General features: G+C 59.5%; 18 protein-coding genes. 2 read left to right on the top strand and 16 right to left on the bottom strand.

Features of this window, described 5'->3' with window-relative positions; translation table 11 throughout:
- Positions 1-53: 53 nt before the first annotated feature.
- The gene (locus tag BN874_RS18410; protein WP_051498049.1) at positions 54-2,069 is read left to right on the top strand and encodes a CHASE2 domain-containing protein; all 2,016 of its coding nucleotides are present in this window, start codon (positions 54-56) and stop codon (positions 2,067-2,069) included.
- Between the two features lie 15 nt (positions 2,070-2,084).
- Here BN874_RS18410 and ptsP read toward each other — a convergent pair whose 3' ends face one another.
- From ptsP to ppdK, 16 genes are all read right to left on the bottom strand, one after another.
- Positions 2,085-3,839: a phosphoenolpyruvate--protein phosphotransferase gene (gene ptsP, locus BN874_RS18405; protein WP_034435809.1), complete on the bottom strand. Its 1,755-nt coding sequence runs from the start codon at positions 3,837-3,839 to the stop codon at positions 2,085-2,087.
- A gap of 12 nt (positions 3,840-3,851) precedes the next feature.
- The gene (locus tag BN874_RS18400; RefSeq protein ID WP_420886151.1) at positions 3,852-4,151 is read right to left on the bottom strand and encodes an HPr family phosphocarrier protein; all 300 of its coding nucleotides are present in this window, start codon (positions 4,149-4,151) and stop codon (positions 3,852-3,854) included.
- A gap of 18 nt (positions 4,152-4,169) precedes the next feature.
- The gene (gene rapZ / locus BN874_RS18395) at positions 4,170-5,027 is read right to left on the bottom strand and encodes an RNase adapter RapZ (RefSeq protein WP_034435808.1); all 858 of its coding nucleotides are present in this window, start codon (positions 5,025-5,027) and stop codon (positions 4,170-4,172) included.
- Positions 5,018-5,962, bottom strand: a complete 945-nt coding sequence (gene hprK / locus BN874_RS18390; protein WP_034435807.1) for an HPr(Ser) kinase/phosphatase — start codon at positions 5,960-5,962, stop codon at positions 5,018-5,020. The genes rapZ and hprK overlap by 10 nt, the downstream gene beginning before the upstream one ends.
- Complete coding sequence (locus tag BN874_RS18385; RefSeq protein WP_034435806.1) at positions 5,959-6,432, bottom strand: PTS sugar transporter subunit IIA; 474 nt, start codon at positions 6,430-6,432, stop codon at positions 5,959-5,961. Before BN874_RS18385 ends, hprK begins: the two co-directional genes overlap by 4 nt.
- Positions 6,433-6,448: 16 nt before the next feature.
- Complete coding sequence (gene hpf, locus BN874_RS18380; protein ID WP_034435805.1) at positions 6,449-6,772, bottom strand: ribosome hibernation-promoting factor, HPF/YfiA family; 324 nt, start codon at positions 6,770-6,772, stop codon at positions 6,449-6,451.
- A 133-nt stretch (positions 6,773-6,905) separates the two neighbouring features.
- Positions 6,906-8,378, bottom strand: coding sequence for an RNA polymerase factor sigma-54 (locus BN874_RS18375; protein WP_034435804.1), 1,473 nt, complete (start codon positions 8,376-8,378; stop codon positions 6,906-6,908).
- An 85-nt stretch (positions 8,379-8,463) separates the two neighbouring features.
- Entirely contained in the window at positions 8,464-9,189 is a 726-nt protein-coding gene (lptB, locus tag BN874_RS18370; protein ID WP_034435803.1) for an LPS export ABC transporter ATP-binding protein, read from the bottom strand.
- A gap of 2 nt (positions 9,190-9,191) precedes the next feature.
- A complete protein-coding gene (lptA, locus tag BN874_RS18365; RefSeq protein WP_034435802.1) occupies positions 9,192-9,716 on the bottom strand; it encodes a lipopolysaccharide transport periplasmic protein LptA in 525 nt (174 codons plus the stop codon).
- Complete coding sequence (lptC, locus tag BN874_RS22950; protein WP_195912224.1) at positions 9,697-10,290, bottom strand: LPS export ABC transporter periplasmic protein LptC; 594 nt, start codon at positions 10,288-10,290, stop codon at positions 9,697-9,699. Before lptC ends, lptA begins: the two co-directional genes overlap by 20 nt.
- Before the next feature lie 17 nt (positions 10,291-10,307).
- Positions 10,308-10,829 carry a 3-deoxy-manno-octulosonate-8-phosphatase KdsC gene (gene kdsC / locus BN874_RS18355; protein WP_034435801.1) on the bottom strand — a complete coding sequence of 174 codons (522 nt, stop codon included), beginning with the start codon at positions 10,827-10,829 and terminating at the stop codon, positions 10,308-10,310.
- A gap of 26 nt (positions 10,830-10,855) precedes the next feature.
- Complete coding sequence (locus BN874_RS18350) at positions 10,856-11,827, bottom strand: KpsF/GutQ family sugar-phosphate isomerase (protein WP_034435800.1); 972 nt, start codon at positions 11,825-11,827, stop codon at positions 10,856-10,858.
- Between the two features lie 42 nt (positions 11,828-11,869).
- The gene (locus tag BN874_RS23940) at positions 11,870-12,250 is read right to left on the bottom strand and encodes a PIN domain-containing protein (protein ID WP_081756510.1); all 381 of its coding nucleotides are present in this window, start codon (positions 12,248-12,250) and stop codon (positions 11,870-11,872) included.
- Positions 12,251-12,255: 5 nt separating this feature from the next.
- On the bottom strand, positions 12,256-12,519 hold the full coding sequence (locus BN874_RS18345) for a hypothetical protein (RefSeq protein ID WP_081756509.1): 264 nt from the start codon (positions 12,517-12,519) through the stop codon (positions 12,256-12,258).
- A 26-nt stretch (positions 12,520-12,545) separates the two neighbouring features.
- Complete coding sequence (locus tag BN874_RS25885) at positions 12,546-13,088, bottom strand: HNH endonuclease (RefSeq protein WP_230314486.1); 543 nt, start codon at positions 13,086-13,088, stop codon at positions 12,546-12,548.
- Between the two features lie 154 nt (positions 13,089-13,242).
- The gene (gene ppdK / locus BN874_RS18335; protein ID WP_034435798.1) at positions 13,243-15,996 is read right to left on the bottom strand and encodes a pyruvate, phosphate dikinase; all 2,754 of its coding nucleotides are present in this window, start codon (positions 15,994-15,996) and stop codon (positions 13,243-13,245) included.
- A gap of 295 nt (positions 15,997-16,291) precedes the next feature.
- Between ppdK and BN874_RS18330 the strand changes: the two genes are divergently transcribed.
- A complete protein-coding gene (locus BN874_RS18330; RefSeq protein ID WP_034435797.1) occupies positions 16,292-19,327 on the top strand; it encodes a chemotaxis protein CheB in 3,036 nt (1,011 codons plus the stop codon).
- Positions 19,328-19,501 lie beyond the last annotated feature (174 nt).

Here is a 19,501-nt window from a genome sequence, read left to right as displayed (position 1 = left end):
TGATTTTAATATTATAGGATTGAATCAAAAGTAACGGATCAGCGGTGAACCCTATGGAACAGATACAAGGATTACGCTGGAAATTGCAGTTTCCACTCAAATTATCCAATGGGTTTACCAATGGGCGTGCGCTGGTTGTCTGCCTGCTGTTCGGCCATCTGGTGTTCGTCGGCCTCCTTGGCCTGTGGTATGTCGGCGCGCTGCAAGCGCTGGAATTTCTTGCCTACGATCAACACTTGCGCCGGCAAACGCTGACGCCGCCCGATGAACGAATCGTGCTGATTGGCGAAACCGAAGCGGATCTCCGTCGCTGGGGATACCCCTTGCCGGATGGCATCCTGGCCGAGGTACTGGAACGCTTGGCGCAAGGGCGGCCACGGGTGATCGGCGTGGATAAATACCGCGATCTCTCGGTGCCGCCGGGGAGCGAGCGACTGGATCAGTTGCTTCGCCGCCACCCAGAGGTGATTTGGGTAACAAAGTTCGGCAACTTTGCGGCCCGCGATCCCGCGATTGACCCGCCTCCCGCGCTGGCAGATACCGATCAGGTGGGATTCAGCGACGTTCCCATTGATGAAGACGGGCGGGTGCGGCGAGGACTGTTATTTCTTGACGACGGTCGGCAGGTGTTTACCGCCTTCGCTTTGGCCGTAGTGTTGCGCTATCTCCAGCCAGAACGGCTGACGCCCCAGCCCGATCCCGATCATCCCGCTCATCTGCGGTTAGGAGCAACGACGATCCCGCCGCTGACGGCAGACGCGGGGGGTTATATCCACGCCGATACCGCCGGTTATCAATACTTGCTGGACTATCGGGGCCGGGTCAGCGCCACCCGGATTTATACCCTGAGCGATGTGTTGCAAGGGCGGCTGCCGGTAGCGCAACTCGCCGATAACATTGTGTTGTTGGGCGCGATGGCGGAAAGCCTGAGCGATGAATTCCAGGTTCCCGTCCGCCACTTTATCGCTGATGCGCCATCGTTATCGCGCCCCGCTGGTGACCCCAGCGGACGCATTGCCGGGGTGGCGCTTCATGCCTTGCAGGTGAATCAACTGCTGCGGTTTGCGCTGGCAGGCGACGCCCCGATTCGTGGTGTTTCCGGGTTTGCCGAGATGATTTGGCTGTGGGGGTGGTGCATGGCCGGCGTTGGCCTGGCCCGGTGCCGGTGGCGCTTCCGGTGGTTGTTGCTGTTGATGGCGGGGGCGCTGGCGGTGCTGGCCGGAATCTGGCAGGCGGCCTTCCTCGAACATCTCTGGCTGCCACTGGCCGCGCCGGCGTTGGGACTGACTATTACCGCCGCTCTGGTTACCGTGTATCTTTCGGTGCGTGGCCGCGCCGAGAAGCGGTTGTTGATGAACCTGTTCGCCCGCCATGTCGCGCCGGAAGTCGCCGATACCCTCTGGCGGGAACGCAAGCGCCTGGTTGCCGGCGGGCGACTGCTGCCGCAGCGCTTAATCGCTACCGTGTTGTTTGCCGATATCCGGGGCTTTACCCCGATTGCCGAAATACTGGAACCAGCACAGCTTATGGACTGGTTGAATGTTTATATGGAGGCGATGACGCAGGTGATCATGGCGCATGGCGGCGTGATCAAACAATACGTCGGCGATGAGATAATGGCCTTGTTCGGCGTACCGGTCCCACGCCAGACCGAAGCGGAAATGGCGCGGGATGCGATGCAAGCGGTCCGGTGTGCGCTGGCCATGGGCGAGCAGTTACGGCAAATCAACATGCAGTGGACGGAGCAGAAATCGCCCACTATCGCAGTGCGGATCGGCATTTACACCGGGCCATTGGTGGCCGGCAGTCTGGGCGGCAGTCAGCGGCTTGAATACGCTGTGGTGGGCGATGCCGTCAACATCGCCTCACGGCTGGAAAGTTTTGATAAGGAGACTCACGATCTGGTCAATAACCCGTGCCGGGTTTTAATCGGCGAGACCACCTTTCGCTATCTGGACGGACAGTTCCGGGTTACGGAAATGGGTCGGGTCAAGTTCAAGGGCAAGCAGCAGGAGATCGCGGTCTATCGGGTGGAGGGAAACCCCACCGAAACTGCCCGAACATTCTAGGATTGATGCAGGTTCTCAATTCTGGGCAATCGTTTTAAGCGTTTCGGCGTACTCCTCGGCATCCGTGGTTCGCAACAGGCGCCGGGCAATTTTGCCCAATGCGCCGACCTCGCTCCCCTGAATCGCACGCTTGACTTCGAGCAGGTTGCTGGGATGCATACTGAACTGGGTCAGCCCCAAGCCCAGCAACAACCGGGTATAACGGGGATCACCGGCCATTTCCCCGCACAGGCTGACCGGGATACCGGCTTTGCGACCGGCGCGGATCGTGTTCCAGATCAGCATCAGCACTCCCGGATGCAGCGGGTCATAGAGGTAGTTAACCTCATCGTCCACCCGGTCAATCGCCAAAGAGTATTGGATCAGGTCATTGGTGCCGATAGACAGGAAGTCCAGATAGCGGGCGAACTGATCCGCACACACCGCCGCCGCCGGGATTTCGATCATGCCGCCGACCGGCAAGGACTCGTCGAACGCCAACCCCCGATCACGTAATTCCTGCTTGGTCTCGGCCACCAGCCGCAACACCTGAAACACTTCCTGAATGGCGGAAAGCATCGGGATCATCATTCGCACCGGACCGTGCGCCGACGCCCGCAGAATGGCGCGTAACTGTGGGCGAAACATGCCTAAATCCTTCAGGCACATCCGAATCGCCCGCAAACCCAGCGCTGGATTGGTGCTGACCGGCCCACTGCGGCCACCATCCACTTGCTTATCGGCACCAAGATCAGCGGTGCGAATAGTGATCGGGCTGCCCTCCAGGGTCTTGATGACGTGCAGATAGGAAGCCAGATGCTCCTCCTCATCCGGCGGTTCGGATCGGTTCATGAACAGGAATTCAGTTCGATACAACCCAATCCCATCGGCGACCACCTCCCGTACCGCTGCCGCATCCTCGGGCAATTCAATATTGGCATAAAGGCCAATCGTCACTCCGTCACCGGTAATCGCCGGTTTATCCTTGAGTTTATTTAACTCGCGTTGCTGGCGGCGCTCCTCATGCTGCTTGTGGCGGTAGTAGCGCAGAATGCGTTCGTCCAACCCCACCAGGATCACTCCTTGGCGACCATCCACAATCACCGGCTCATCATTACCCAGATAGGCGCGCGCATTGCGGGCGCCCACTACCGCCGGAATGCCCAGGCTGCGCGCCAGAATCGCCGTGTGCGACAACGGGCCGCCATATTCGGTGACAAAGGCCAATACCCCCTGATGCTGCATCAGGATGGTATCGGCTGGAGTCAGATCATCGGCCACGATGATCCGCCCCTCCAGTCGGCTGGCGATCAGCTCCGCATAATCCGGATCGTTCAGGTAGGCCGGATCATCAGTCGCCAGAATCCGCTGCACCCGCCGCACCACATGGTCGACGTCATCCTTGCGGGTGCGCAAGTAGGGGTCATCCATCTCCTCGAACACTCGCACCAGAAAATCGCGCTGGGTCTTCAACGCCCATTCGGCATTGCACTTATGGACTCGGATCAGATCGACGGGCGCCTCCGTCAGAGCAGCGTCCTCCAACATCAGCAAGTGGGTATCAATAAAGGCGGCGGCGTCGCCGGGAATTGCGATGGGAATTCGCCCACGGACTTCGCGCAACTGACGCCGGGCCAGGGCCAAACCGTTCAGGAAACGCTCGACCTCATCCTCAATAATGCTATCGGGAATGGTGTATTCGGTGATTTCCGGCTGATTACGCTGGAGGAGATAGGTCCTGCCGATGGCGTATCCCCGCGAAACCCCGATGCCATGCAGCGAAAACGGCATGCAAAAATCCTCTCATTCGTCCTCATCGAAGCGGCGGCGGACCAACTCTTCGAGATGATTGAGCGCCTGCTCGGCCTCGGGACCGCTGGCTTGTAGTTCCAACTGGGTGCCACGGGCCGCCGCCAGCATCATCACGCCCATGATACTTTTGCCGTTGACTTCGCGCCCGCCGCGCAGCAGCCGAATCTCGGCTTCAAATCCTGCCGCCAAAGTCACAAACTTGGCAGCGGCGCGGGCGTGTAGCCCCAGCTTGTTGATAATCAGGATATCCCGTTTCAGCACCTTAGCGTCCCCGTGATCACCGGTCGCCATGGCAGCGCGGCTTGCTCTTCATTGTAGTTCTCGATGGCGGACCATGACATGGTCGCGAATCTCGCCGAAATGATGTGCCAAAGCATCGGCGACAAACACCGAGCGATGCTGGCCGCCGGTACAACCGATGGCGACCGTCAAATAGCTGCGGTCGCTGAACTCGAACCGTGGCAGCCAGGTCTCCAGGAACTGACGCAGATCAGCGACCATCTCCATCACGTCCGGCTGACGCACGAGAAATTCGATCACCGGCTGATCGAGTCCGGTCAGGGGTCGCAACTGGGGTTCCCAATGCGGATTGGGCAGGCAGCGCACGTCAAAGACAAAATCGGCATCAGCCGGCATCCCGTTTTTGAAGCCGAAAGACTCGAACAGCAGCGACATCACCTCACGCGGGGTATCGTGAATGCGGGCGCGAATCAGTTCGCGCAACTGGTAGATATTGGTGCCGCCGGTATCAATAATCAGATCAGCGCAGGCGACAATCGGCTCCAGCAGGCGTCGTTCCTGGTCAATCGCTTCCCGCAGCGGCACACTGCCCAGATCCAGAGGATGGCGGCGACGGGTTTCGCTGTAGCGTTTGAGCAGAATCTCGTCACTGGCGTGCAGGAACACCACCTCGACGCTCAGATCGCTGGCACGCAATTCAGCCAGCGTCGCCGGAAACTGTGTCAACTCATCGATAAAATTGCGGGCATCCACCCCCACCGCCACTGTAGGCGGCAAAATATCGCTGGCCGCCAGAATCTCCTGCGCCAACGGCCGGATCAACTTGAACGGCAGATTGTCCACGCAGTAGTAATCCAGATCCTCCAGGGTTTGCAGGGCAATGGTTTTGCCGGAGCCGGACAGGCCACTGACGATGATTATTCGCATACGATTTCCCGCGCCATCGCTTTTTCCACCCGCGCCACCATATCCTGCTCGGCGCAATATCCGCCCAGGCGCAGGATGTGATCGCGCACCGCGCATTCCACCAGCACCGCGAGATTGCGACCGGGCGCAATCGGCAGCGTGATCGCCGGGATCCCGACGCCAAGAATAATCCGGGTATCACGCAACCCTTGCAGGCGAGATTCCGCCGGCTGCGCCATCTCCTCCAGCTTGACCAGATGAATGATCAGCCGCACCCGCTTGTTACGCTTGATAGCGCTGTCACCGAACATGCGGCGGATGTTGAGAATACCCAGCCCTCGCACCTCCAGCAGATCGATCAGGGTCGGCGGGCAGGCTCCTTCCAGCACATCGGGCGCTACCCGGGTCAGGGTCGGGGTGTCGTCGGCGATCAGGCGATGACCGCGGCTGATCAATTCCAACGCCAGTTCGCTCTTGCCGATCCCGCTGCCACCGGTGATCAGCAGGCCCATACCGAACACTTCCAGCAATTCGCCATGCACCACGGTGGAAGCTTCCAGGCCGTGCCGGTAGCTGTCGAGCCGATCCAGAACGACGGCCAGCGGAACCGGGGCATACCAGAGGGGAATGCTCATGGCGTCAGCGCGGTCCCGCAGCGCCTCGGCCAGGCCGAATTCGCCACACACCAGAATTGCGCCAGTAGGGAACGCCAGCAGGCAACGGGACAATTCTTCGCGAACCGCCGGCGCCAACCGGCTTAGAAAGGCGTCTTCGTCGGGACCCAGGATTTGCAGGCGGGCCGGCTGAATCCAGTTCAGCCGACCGTACAGCGGCGCGCTGGCCTCGACCGGCGACCACAGGAGATGATCGGCTCCAGCCATACCCCCAATCCAGCGCAAATCCAGCACGGCTTTCAAGTCATGGAAGGCGGTTTGGGCGTACACCGGAGGAGTCATGGCGGCATCGTCGCGGCAACTCGCCAATCCCGCAGTCGCTCGAACAGGGTTTGGTCCGAATCGCTGTCCCGCAGTTGCTGGCAAAAGGATCGGTCGCTGAACATCTCCGCCAGGTGAGCGAGAATCTTGAGGTGCTCGTCGGTGTAGTGATCCGGCACCAGCAAGCCGAACACCAAATCCACCGGTTCCCGGTCAATCGCGTCAAAATCCACGCCCTTCCCGATCTTGATGAAAGCGCCGATGGCCTGCTGAATCGGGTTGAACCGGCCATGGGGCAAGGCGACCCCATGACCCAGACCCGTGCTGCCCAAGCGTTCCCGGCCGATCAGGCTGTCGAAAATCAGTCGAGGCGTCAAATCGGCCTGCCCGGTGGCGAGCAACTCACTCAGCACCTCGATGACCCGCTTTTTACTGGTCACTTCACTATCGCAAACGATCCGCTCGCGGGTAATCAGGTCTGTGATGTTCATCGCCGTACCTGCGCCCTCAAGGTTGGGGGTAATCGCGCGCCTTTTCGCCGCGATGCTTGTCCGTCACCTTCTCCTTGTGCCGCTTGATTTGTCGGTCAATCTTATCGATCAACGCATCGAGCGCAGCGTACATATCCTCGTCCACCGCATCGGCAAAAATCTCGCTTCCGGCCACATGAATAGTGGCCTCGGCCTTGTGGCGCAGCTTCTCGACGCTGAGAATGACCTGAACACTGGTCACATTATCAAAGTGCCGCTCGATACGCTCCAGCTTGTCATGAACGTAATCGTGCAGCGCCGGGGTAATCTCCACATGATGCCCGCTCAATTTGATCTGCATGGCATGAACTCCTGACTGACTGGTGCTGTTTCGATAGAGATCAAAGGCGGTCCCCCTGCCTCTCTTGGAACGAGGCATCGTTGTTACGCCTCAACCTCCGTTGTTGCCCCGATGGGGCGGAAATCCCCGCTGTTCAGACGAGGCGCTTACGATCCGAGGACGAAGGAATAGACATCGCTTCCCGGTATTTTGCCACTGTCCGCCGGGCGACCTGAATCCCTTCCGTCTCAAGCAATTTGGCAATTTTGTCATCGCTGAGCGGTTTGCCGGCATCTTCCGCTTGAATCAGTTTGCGGATCATGGCGCGGATCGCAGTAGAGGAACACTCGCCGCCATCGCTGGTGCCGACGTGACTGGAGAAGAAAAACTTCAGCTCGTAAAGGCCGCGTGGCGTATGCATATATTTCTGCGTGGTCACCCGCGAGATGGTGGACTCGTGCAGGCCCAGCACCTCGGCGATGTCGCGCAGAATCAGCGGTTTCATATGCTCGTCGCCGCGCTCTAAAAACTCGCGCTGGCGTTCGACGATGCAGGTTGCCACTTTCAGCAGGGTCTCGTTGCGATTTTGCAGACTCTTCAGGAACCAGCGCGCTTCCTGCAAATGGTTCTTGAGACAGTTGCTATCACCACTGCTTTGGCCGGCTCTACGCGCCAAAGCGGCGTAGCGGGCGTTGATCCGCACTTTGGGAGTGCTATCGGGATTCAGTTCGACCCGCCAGGCATCGCGCTGGCGATAAACCAGCACATCCGGGACTACATACTGCGGCGCAGTATTGGACAGTCGGGCACCCGGATAGGGATCCAGCGATTGGATGAGCGCGATGATGCCCTGCAACGCCTCACGCGACACCTTGAGCCGTCGTATCAGCGCGCTGAAATCGCGATTGGCGAGCAATTCCAGATGCTGTTCAACCAGATAGCGAGCCTCAGCCAGCCACAGGGTATCGTTCGGCAGCGCTTCCAGTTGCAACAGCAGGCATTCTGCCGGACTGCGGGCGCCAACGCCCTGCGGATCGAAGTGCTGCACCAGTTTCAGCACCGCTTCAGCCTCGGCCAGCGTGACCGCGAACTGCTCACGCGGCCCTTGGCAAATCTCCTCCAGCGAGAGCGTCAAATAGCCGGACTCGTCAATGGCATCAATGATCGCAGTGGCAAGCGCCATATCGCGGTCGTTGAACGGGGTTAGCCGCATCTGCCAATACAAATGTTCGCGCAGCGATTCACCGGCGCCAGCGTAGCGTTCGCAGGGATCCCAGTCCTCGTCTTCACCGCGTGAGTAGGATGTCGCACCGTCAGACGGATCGTAAATATCGTCCCAGGAGCTATCCACTGGCAGTTCGTCGGGCAAGGTGTCGTTAGCAACCGTGCCGATCTCGATCTCGGTTTCGGCGCGGGTGTCTGCTGCAACCTGCGCCGCCAACGCCTCCGGTTGCACCGGCAGCTCCTGCGGTTCATCGGATCGCTCCAGCATCAGGTTGGAGTCGAGGATGGTTTGCACCTCCGCCTGGAGATCCAGGCTGGATAACTGCAATAGGCGAATCGCCTGTTGCAGTTGGGGGGTCATCGTCAGTTGCTGACCCAGGCGTAGTTGCAAGGACTGTTTCATAACCTTTCAATCGTACTCCGATACCATGAAACGCAAGTTACCTCTAATTCTAGTCGGTTTTGCGCGCTATGCCGCGCCCGGTGGGTCATAACTGAAAGGATTCGCCCAGATAGACCCGGCGAACCTGCTGGTTAGCAAGAATTGCGGTGGAATCACCCTCGGCGATTACCCGCCCTTCGTTGAGAATGTAAGCGCGATCACAGATTCCCAGCGTTTCCCGGACGTTGTGATCGGTGATTAACACCCCAATATGGCGGTCGCGCAGGTGTTCAATAATGCGCTGGATATCCAGAACCGACAAGGGATCCACCCCGGCAAACGGCTCGTCCAGTAGCATAAATGCGGGATTGGCCGCCAGCGCCCGGGCGATTTCCACGCGCCGGCGCTCACCGCCTGACAGGCTGATACCGATATTGTCGCGCAGATGGCCCACATGCAGTTCGTGCAGCAGTTCCTCGGCCAGCGGTCGACGGTCGGCGCGGGCCAGATCGCGACGGGTTTCCAGGATCGCCAGCACGTTATTCAGCACCGTCAGCCGCCGGAAGATTGATGGTTCCTGCGGCAGATAACCGACTCCGAGCTGCGCCCGCGCATACATCGGCAGGCGCGTCAGGTCACGATCATCCAGCAGCACCCGCCCCTCGTCGCAGTGGATCAGCCCCACCATCATATAGAAGCTGGTGGTTTTGCCAGCGCCATTCGGCCCCAGTAGCCCGACCACTTCGCCGCTGGCAACACGAAGTGAGGCGGCGTCCACCACCACCCGCTTGCGGTAGCGCTTGACGATTTCCTTGGCGATGAGTTCGGCCATGCTCAGGGTTTCTTGGCGGCAGGCAGCGGACTCTGCGCTCGGGGCTGGATGGTGAACTGGATGCGGCCGTTGTCGCCCGCGCCGCGCGCCCGCACCACATCATCCTTGAGGTCGTACTCCACCCGGTCGCCCGTGAAGGCGTCCTGGCCCTGCGTCAACCGGGCACCGCCGCTCATAATCACCTTGGCGCCAGCGACATCGTACTCGATCCGCTTGCTGGCACCCTGGAGTTCCGGCTTGTCTGCGGTCGGCTTGTAGCGCAGGTTCGTCGGGTTGCCGGTCGCTTCCATCCGCTGGAAATTGTTGTCCTTGATGTAGATGGTAACGGTGTCGGCGGTCAGCCGCATCGAGCCTTGGGTGATGACCACGTTGCCTTCATAGACGCTGACGCCGGTCTTCTGATCGATCTGGCCGCGCCCGGCTTCCAACTGAATGGGCTGGTTGCGATCTTCGGGCAGGGCGGCAGCCAGCAGCGGCGCCAGCGTCAGCGCGACCGCCAGCCATAACTTAGCGCTTGGGGGATTCATAGAAACCTCTTACCTCGGAAAGCAGTTCCAACCGTTGCTGATTCAGCCAGGCGCGCATACCGACCGCCCGCAGTTCGCCCCCCGGCGTCACGACCTGCACCGGCGCAGCGGTTTCGGCATAATGTTCAGCCGGACGAATCAGAATGTCGCGGGTGATCACGGTCATGGGCAGTTTACCGCTGGCCGCAGTACGAACCATCGTTACCGCACCTTCCAGGCGCAGCGTCTGCTGATCGGCAGCGCCCCAGGCCTGTTCGGCCTGAAGCCGCCACTCCCGAGTCTGGCCGTCCGGTTGATACCAGTCCAGCGCTGGCTGCTCGATCCGGGTGCCGCTCTGACCGGGCAACTGTTGCAAACGGGGCGCTTCAACTACGTATTCCTTCATCCCAGCGATATTCATCCGCACCGCCCGGAACCGTTCGATAGTCAATACTGGCGCCTGACTCTCGGCTGGATCCGGCTCGCGCAACGAAGATTCCACCAGCCATAGCAGGCCGTAGCTCAAGCCAGCCAGCAGCGCCAGCCCGCTCAGGTACAGAATCCCGCGTATTGTCACCTCGCCATTGGCCACCATTGGCGCCTGTACCATCCTTAGAGATAGCGGGCACGCATCGCCGCCAGTTGGCCACGCGCTTCCAGCAGCAGCTCGCAGACATCGCGGGCCGCACCGCGCCCACCCCGACTCGGCGTTTGCCAATGGGCGTGCTGCTTGACGAACGGGTCGGCATCCTGCACCGCTATCGCCAGACCCACCCGCGTCATCACCGGCAGGTCGATCAAATCGTCACCCGCGAACGCCACCTGTTCAGCAGTCAGGCCAATCCGAATCAACAGGCTGTTGAACGTCGCCAGCTTGTCTGCTACGCCCAGATAGGCATAGCGGATGCCGAGATCGGTCATTCGCCGTTCCACCGAAGCGGCATGACGACCGGAGATAATGGCAACTTCCACCCCGGCCTCGATCAGCATCTTGATCCCGTGCCCGTCGCGAATATGGAAGGCCTTGTATTCATTGCCGTCGTTACCCAGATACAGGCGACCATCGGTCAGTACCCCATCCACATCAAAGATCACCAGTTGAATTTGGGCGGCCTTACTCAGTACGTCGCGCATGGTGGATTGCTCGCCAATCGTGGGAATCACAGCACCCCGGCGCGCAACAAATCGTGCATGTTCAGGACGCCGGCCAATTTTCCAGCGGAGTTTACCACCGGCAGGGCATTGATCCGGTATTGCTGCATCATCTGCAACGCCTCGGCGGCCAAGGTGCCGGGGGCGATGGTCTTGCAGGGGTGAGTCATCACCTCAGCGACGCGGGCGGTATGCACATCCACCTGCCGATCCAGGGTGCGACGCAGATCACCGTCGGTAAAAACCCCCAGCACCTGTTCATCTCCGTCCACCACCACCGTCGTCCCCAAGCCCTTGCGGCTCATTTCCAGCAGGGCGTCCTTGAGTACATCGTCCGGCTTGCTGCGTGGCATCTGTTCACCGGTATGCATCACCTCGTCGATCAGCAGCAACAGGCGACGGCCCAGCCGGCCACCGGGATGAGAACGGGCGAAATCCTCGGCGGTGAAGCCGCGCGCCTCCAGTAGTGCCACCGCCAGGGCGTCGCCCATCGCCAGGGTTGCGGTGGTGCTGGAGGTGGGCGCCAGTCCCAGCGGACAGGCTTCCTGGGCAACGCTGACATCAAGGTGAACATCGGCCATCGTAGCCATCGCCGAACCGGGATTACCGGTCAGTGCGATCAGCGGCACACCCAGCCGTTTAATCAGTGGTAGCAGGGTCAGAATCTCATCGGTTTCGCCGGAGTTGGACAGCGCCACTACCACGTCCTGCGCGGTGATCATGCCCATATCGCCGTGGCCGGCTTCGGCGGGATGGACGAAAAAAGCGGGAGTGCCGGTACTCGCCAGAGTCGCGGCGATCTTGCCGCCGATGTGACCGGATTTGCCGATGCCGAGCACCACGATCCGGCCCTGGCAGTGCAGCATGAGTTCGCAGGCATGAACGAAGCGGTCGTCAATCCGAGCGATCAGTTGGGTAATCGCCTGGGCTTCAAGGGTTAATACCTGGCTGGCGAGTTGTTTCAGTTTGTCAGGGTGCATAGTGGCGTGAAAGTATTTATGGGGATTTGCAATATTAAAGATTCATCGCGTATAGGGTTGTTCGATAACTAAGCTAGGGACAACACGATAATGCTTGACATTAAAAGTGCAAAGTTTTACTGACAGTCCAACAGCACAGGATGCAATTAAGGCATCTAATAAGCCCAAGCGATGTGAAAGGTGATAAGCAGCGAAATCCGATAAAGCGCGGTTGCAATCGGCTTCCGTCGGCCAAATGACCGGCAATGGCGTAACCAGGCGTAAGGTTTGCCTAAGCTGGTGATTATTTTTAGCATCTTGCATTAGTTCCATCACGACAAAACCCGGTACGGCAGGCAGCTCATTCAAGCTGGCAAACCAGACAACTGCTGGCGAGTAGCCGCGTTGAATGTCAATAAGTACATCAGTATCGAGCAAATACACACTCGTTACTCACTGGCACGATTTTCAGCTTGGCGGCGTAAATTTCGGGCATAGGCTTGACTGTCAGTAATATCGGTTCTGGAACCAATGACTCCCTCTTTTTGCCAATAAGCAACCAGTTCAGCACCCGTTTTAGGAAGTTTATTTGCTGGAACGTATCGGGTTGCCAAGAGGCGTGAAGCATACTCTGATAAGGATAGCTTCAGCTTGGAAGCTTCAATAGCTAACTCTTGTTCCATCTCTTGCGGCAAGTCAAGGGTTATGCTCATCTAGCGTTGCCTCTTTTGATTAAAAATTAGCCTGGAAAGCAGCAGCCAGCATTCCAACAAAAATGCTCATGCCATTGTTGCTGTCGCGGATGAAACAATGGCGCTGGCAAATTGTTAGCAGGATCAATACTGACCTGTTTATTGTATTTGTGATTATTGCACCCCTGACAAGCCAGAGCCAGATTGTCAAGCATCGTGAGGCCACCTTGACTGAGTGGAACAATATGCTCGACGGCGAAGCTTTGCACGACGAATTTAGCCTGACTTCGGCAATACTCACAACAATGTTCCGCACGTTCCGCAACTCGCTGCCGAAAATCTGACGATATGCGCTCAGACATAGGGCAGCGGCTGAATGCCCAAATCGCCCAACAATTGACCGTCAATTCCAGCAATTCCCGATAATCCTCATCGGTCAGCGTTTCCACCTGACGTTTCTGTGCAAGCGCGTTGTAGCGATTCTGTAGATTGGCGGGAATTTCTTGATTGATTTCCAACAACAATTCGGCTTCTGGGTGCGATGTCGCCGATGCCTTGCGCTGCGCCCGGATCGCCAGCAGGCGGTTCAAAAACCGCTCGAATTCCAATCGCTCCAACTGTTGCGCCGCCTGAAGCAAATCGTGATAAATCCTTGCCAAAAAACAGGGGCGACCGTAGCCGCCCCTGGCATTCATCATTCAAACCAGCGGTGCGAAAAATGACACCGCTGATCCATTCAACTGCTTACGGCTTGTATTCGCCTTCCAGCAGCTTGGCGTGCGCCGCCGCCAGCCGGGCAATCGGCACCCGGGGCGACGAGCAGGACACATAGGTCAGGTTGGCGTAGTGACAGAAGCGCATCGAGCGCGGATGACCGCCCTGTTCACCGCAAATGCCGACCTTGAGGCCCGCCCGCGTCTTGCGCCCGTTGGTCACCGCAAACTCCATCAACTGGCCGACGCCCGCCGTATCCAGCGCCTCAAACGGGTTGTCCTTGAGGATGCCGGCGGAATTGTAGAACGGCAGGAACTTGTTTTCGGCGTCTTCGCGGGAGAACGAGAAGGTGGCCTGGGTCAGGTCGTTGGTGCCGAAGGAGAAGAATTCGGCCACATCGGCGATCTCACCAGCGCGCAGACAGGCCCGCACCACTTCCATCATGGTGCCGAACTCGAAATGCACCTTGACCGCGTACTTGGCCTCGACTTCGGGCAACACTTCATCCACCAGCGCCTTCACCCGCTTCAACTCTTCCACGGTGCAGACCTGTGGCACCATGATTTCAGGATGGACGTTCACCCGTTCCTGCATACATTCCGCCGCCGCTTCCAGAATGGCGCGAATCTGCATCTTGTAGATTTCAGGATAGGTCAGGCCAAGACGGACGCCGCGATGACCCAGCATCGGGTTGACTTCGTGCAGGGCACGGGCCTTTTGCAGGATTTCTTCCTTTTTGGCCAGCACGTCAGCGACCAAATGGCTGTCGTTGAGGATACCCAGTTGCTCGACTGCTTTCGGGTTGACCTGGCCGAGAATCTGGCTGATCGCCTCCAGACCCTGCGCGGTCTGGCGCAAATGGCGCAGATGCTCGATGTCGTCGATCAGGGTCTGCTCGGACGGCAGGAATTCGTGAATCGGCGGATCAAGCAGGCGCACTGTGACCGGACGCGGGGCCATGGCCCGGAAAATTTCCTTGAAATCGCTGCGCTGCATCGGCAACAGCTTGGCCAACGCGGCTTCGCGGTCCTCGGTGGTCTCGGCCAGGATCATTTCCAGCACGGTGGGCAAGCGTTCCTTGGCGTTAAACATCCGCTCGGTACGGCACAGGCCAATGCCCATCGCCCCGTAGTTGGAAGCGCGTTGCGCCGCATCTGGAGTATCCGCATTCGCCATCACCTTGAGGGTGGCGATTTCGTCGGCCCAGCCCAGCAGGGTGCGCAATTCCGGGGTAAATTCCGGTTCGACCGTCGGCACATCGCCGAAGTACACCGCGCCGGTGCCGCCATCAATGGTCAGCACGTCGCCCTCATGCAGCACCTTGTCGCCGATGATGGCCTGGCGCTGATGGACGTTGACATGAATGGCTTCCGCGCCGACCACGCAGGGCTTGCCCATGCCGCGCGCCACTACCGCCGCGTGCGAGGTCTTGCCGCCGCGACTGGTCAGAATGCCCACTGCGGCAAAGAAGCCGTGAATGTCTTCCGGCTTGGTCTCTTCGCGCATCAGGATGATTTTTTCGCCCGCGCCGCGTCCACGCTTCACCGCCGTGTCGGCGTCGAACACGATCTTGCCCGACGATGCGCCCGGCGATGCGCCCATGCCCACTGCGGCGGGCGCGGCTTTATGCTTGGGATCAAGCTGCGGGAACATCATCTGTTCCAGCGATTCCGGGTCGATCCGCAACAGCGCTTTCTCGCGGCTGATCAAGCCCTCATTCGCCATTTCCACCGAACTGCGGACCATGCCCTGGGCGTTCATCTTGCCATTGCGGGTTTGCAGGCAGTACAGCACCCCTTTCTCGATGGTGTACTCGTAGTCCTGCACCTCGTGATAATGGCCTTCCAGCTTGTTGCGCAATTCCACCAGTTGCCGGTACAAATCCGGCATTTCGTCCTTCATTTCCGCGACCGGCTTCGGGGTGCGAATGCCCGCCACCACGTCTTCGCCCTGGGCATTGACCAGGTACTCGCCGTACATCACGTTCTCGCCGGTGCCGGGATCGCGGGTGAAGCCGACGCCGGTGGAGCAATCGTTGCCCATGTTGCCGAACACCATGGTCACGATATTGACCGCAGTGCCGCTGGCCTGATCCGGAGTGATCTTGAATTCGCGGCGATAATCCACCGCGCGCTGGCCCATCCAGGAGCCGAACACCGCTTTGACCGCCAGTTCCAGTTGCTCAAAGGGGTCTTGCGGGAACGGCCGCCCGGTCTGCTCATGAACCACTTGCAGGAACAACTGGCCGATGTCGCGGAGGTCTTCAGCGCTCAGACCCAGGTCGATCTTGACCCCGGCGCGGCGCTTGATCGCTTCAAAGTGTTCGTCGAAGAAATGATCATCCACGTTCAGCGCAATCTTGCCGAACAACTGGATGAAACGGCGATAAGCGTCATAGCCGAAGCGCGCGTTGCCGGTCAGCTTGATCAGCCCGGCCAGCGTCTTTTCATTCAGACCGAGGTTGAGAATGGTGTCCATCATCCCCGGCATGGACATGGAAGAGCCGGAACGCACCGACACCAGCAGCGGGTTATCCGCGCCGCCGAACTGCTTGCCGGTTTCCTGCTCCAGCCACGCCATGTGCGCCCGCACGTCGTCCATGACCCCTTCGGGCAGGCGGTTGTTGGCGATGTAATCCAGACAGGCTTCGGTGCTGATCACGAAGCCCGGCGGCACCCGCAGGCCAATCTGGGTCATTTCGCACAGATTGGCGCCCTTGCCGCCGAGCAGCATTTTGTTCTTGCCATCGCCTTCGGTGTACTTATAGATATACTTCTTCGCCATGGTCCTACCTTTGTAAAAAATGTGGTTGAATGAGTATCGGAACGGTCCGACTCTGCCAAAGCATAGACTATCCCGCGCCGCCGTGACTGGCCTGCGTTCGCGGAAATAATTTGTGCTTTTATTGGGGAATACGTGCGCTGGCACCAGCCAGCGCGTATACCGTCCGCGAAAGATAGCCGCATAACCGAGTAAATGCCAAGGTCGTTCGTGCAACATGCGGTTCAGAGCGGGCGGTCAGAGCCATCGCGCTGTACGAGAATCTGCCATTAACCAGTTGTAAACAGCGGAAGCCATCATGGTTTCAAGAAAAAAAGAGAACGCGAAGGCAGCGGAAGCACCGAGCAACGATCAAACCGTCGCGCCGCAGGACGTGCCGGAACCCGTCGCCAGCGCCGATGGCGGCTTTCCCATCGTCGGCATCGGCGCGTCGGCGGGAGGTCTGGCGGCGTTCGAGGCGTTCTTTTCCGGGATGCCCGCCGACACCGATCCCGGCATGGCCTTTGTGCTGGTGCAACACCTGGCCCCGGATCACAAGAGCATCCTCACCGACCTGATCCGGCGCTACACCCGGATGCAGGTCTCCGAGGTCAAGGACGGGATGGTGGTGCAGCCCAACTGTGCTTATATCATTCCGCCCAACCGCGACATGGCCTTTCTTAATGGCGCGTTGCAACTGCTGGAACCCGCTGCGCCACGCGGCCAGCGCCTGCCGATTGACTTCTTCTTTCGCTCGCTGGCCCAGGATCAGCATGAGCGGGCCATCGGTATTGTGCTTTCCGGCACCGGCAGCGACGGCACTTTGGGGGTGCGGGCGATCAAGGGCGAGGGCGGCATGGTCATGGCCCAGAACCCCGAATCCACCGAGTACGACGGAATGCCGCGCAGCGCCCTCGCCACCGGCCTGGTGGACTACGAGCTACCGCCAGCGGAAATGCCCGCCCAGCTCATCGCCTATGCCGCTCACGCCTTCGGCAAGCTGCCCCGGCCCATTCCAGCCGCGACGCCCAAGGCCGAGAATGCGCTGAAGAAGATGGTGGTCCTGCTGCGCGCCCAGACCGGCCACGACTTTTCTCAGTACAAAACCAGCACCCTCTATCGCCGCATCGAACGGCGCATGGCCGTCCACCAGATCGACAGCCCGGATCGCTACGTCAAGTATTTGCAGCAGACATCGACCGAGGTAGGGGCGCTGTTCCGCGACCTGCTGATCGGAGTCACCCGGTTTTTCCGTGACCCCGAAGCCTTCCAGGCGCTGGAGCAGCACATCATCCCCCAACTCTTTACCGGCAAGCCCGCCGATGCGGTGATCCGAATTTGGGCGGCGGGCTGTTCCACCGGCGAAGAAGCCTATTCCCTCGCCATCCTGCTGGCCGAAGCGCAGGAGGCGCTGAAACAGAGCTTCAGGGTGCAGGTCTTTGCCACCGACATTGACTCTCAGGCGATTGCCACCGGCCGCGCCGGAGTCTATCCGGCCAGCATCGCCAACGATCTCACGCCGGAGCGACTGGCGCGCTTCTTCATCGCTGAATCCGACAGCAGCAGTTACCGCATCCACAAAAACATCCGCGACCTGCTGGTTTTTTCCGAGCAAGACCTGATCCGAGACCCGCCGTTCTCCAAACTCGACTTGATCAGTTGCCGCAACCTGATGATCTATCTGAATGGGGACTTGCAGAAGAAGCTGATTCCCCTGTTTCACTATGCGCTGAACCCCGGCGGTTTCCTGTTCCTGGGCACCTCGGAGACGGTGGGCGAATTTTCCCAGTTGTTTGCCGTGCAGGATCGCAAGGCGCGGCTGTATCAGCGTAAAGAAGATTTTCAAGATGCCCAGCGAGTGGCTCTGAGCCGGTTGCTGCCCCCGCTGACGGCGGTGCCGAGAGAATCGCTGCCGTCCACGGCGATCAAAAAGGCTTTCCCCGGCAAGCTGCCGCTGCGCGAGCTGACCGAACAGGCGCTGTTGCAGCAGGTCGCCCCGTCCGCCGCACTGGTCAACAGCCAAGGCGACATCCTGTACCTGCACGGCCGCACCGGCCTGTACCTGGAACCGACTCCCGGCGAAGCCGGCGTCAACAACATCCTGAAGATGGCCCGCGAAGGCTTGCAGCGTGAACTGACCACCGCCCTGTACCAAGCCATAGGGATCAAAGAGGTTGTGTACCACCCCGGCCTGCGCGTTAAAGCCAACGGCGACTTCATCACCGTCAATCTGACGGTCCGGCCGGTGCTGGTCGGCCCTGCTGCGACGCCCCTGTACCTGATCCTGCTGGATGCAGTGCCCCCTCTCGACCACCACCCCGCGTTACCGGCGGCCGTGCCGACCAGCGCCGCCGCGAACGGCTCCGAACCGACCGATGCCGAGGCCTGTATCGCCACGCTCCGGCAGGAACTGCGGGCCAAGGAAGAGTACCTTCAGACCACCCACGAGGAACTGGAAACCTCCAACGAAGAACTCAAATCCTCCAATGAGGAAATGCAGTCGGTCAATGAAGAATTACAGTCCACCAACGAAGAACTGGAGACCTCCAAGGAAGAACTGCAATCGGTCAATGAAGAACTGTCCACCGTCAACGCCGAGTTGCAAACCAAGGTGGCTGGCCTGGCGCGGGCCAACAATGACCTGAGCAATCTGCTGGCCGGCACCGGTATCGGCACCGTCTTTGTTGATCTCAAGCTCCGCGTCCTGCGCTTCACCCCGTCGGCTACCCCGATGATCAATCTGATTCTGAGCGACGTAGGCCGGCCGGTGGCGCATGTGGTCTCCAACCTGGTTGGCTACACCACGCTGGTAGCGGACGCGCAGGCGGTGCTGGACAGCCTGATTCCTCAAGAGCGGGAAGTGCAAACCACGGCGGGTCAGTGGTACACGCTGCGGATCCAGCCCTATCGCACCCTGGAAAACATGATCGAGGGCGCAGTGATCACCTTTGTGGACATCACCGAGATGGTGCAAACGCGGGAGGCGCTGCGGAAGGCTAATGACCTGATCCGCCTGGCGGTGGTAGTGCGCGATGCCTACGATGCCATCACCGTGCAGGACCTGAAGGGCCGGATCATCGCCTGGAATCCGGCTGCGGAGCGGCTGTACGGTTGGAATGAAGCCGAGGCGCTGACCATGAACGCTCGCGACCGAATCCCGCCGGGGCTGCACGAGGAAGCGTTAGCCAAGCTTCATCAGTTGAGCCGGACTGAAACTCTGGAACCGTTTCATAGCCAACGGCTCAGCAAAGACGGTCGGATTATAGATGTCTCGCTGACCGTGACCGCGTTGCTGAACGAAGCCGGACAGGTCTATGCGATTGCGACCACTGAACGGGCGAAAGAGGCAGATTAAACGAGATGGGAGACCCACTATGATTAACCCCTCATCCATTTTAAGGAAACCGGATTGTCGTTTAACTTGCCAGCCGAGCTATAGAAAAGCAGAGAACAGCAGACCGGACGTTCGCTTGCCGTCATTCCCGCGTAGGCGGGAATCCAGTCAGCCGCTGAACCGCTTGCCGTCATT

It is taken from the genome of Candidatus Contendobacter odensis Run_B_J11 (genome assembly GCF_000531125.1).
Taxonomy (GTDB): Bacteria; Pseudomonadota; Gammaproteobacteria; order Competibacterales; family Competibacteraceae; genus Contendibacter; species Contendibacter odensensis.
This window is presented reverse-complemented; position numbering and strand designations above follow the sequence as displayed.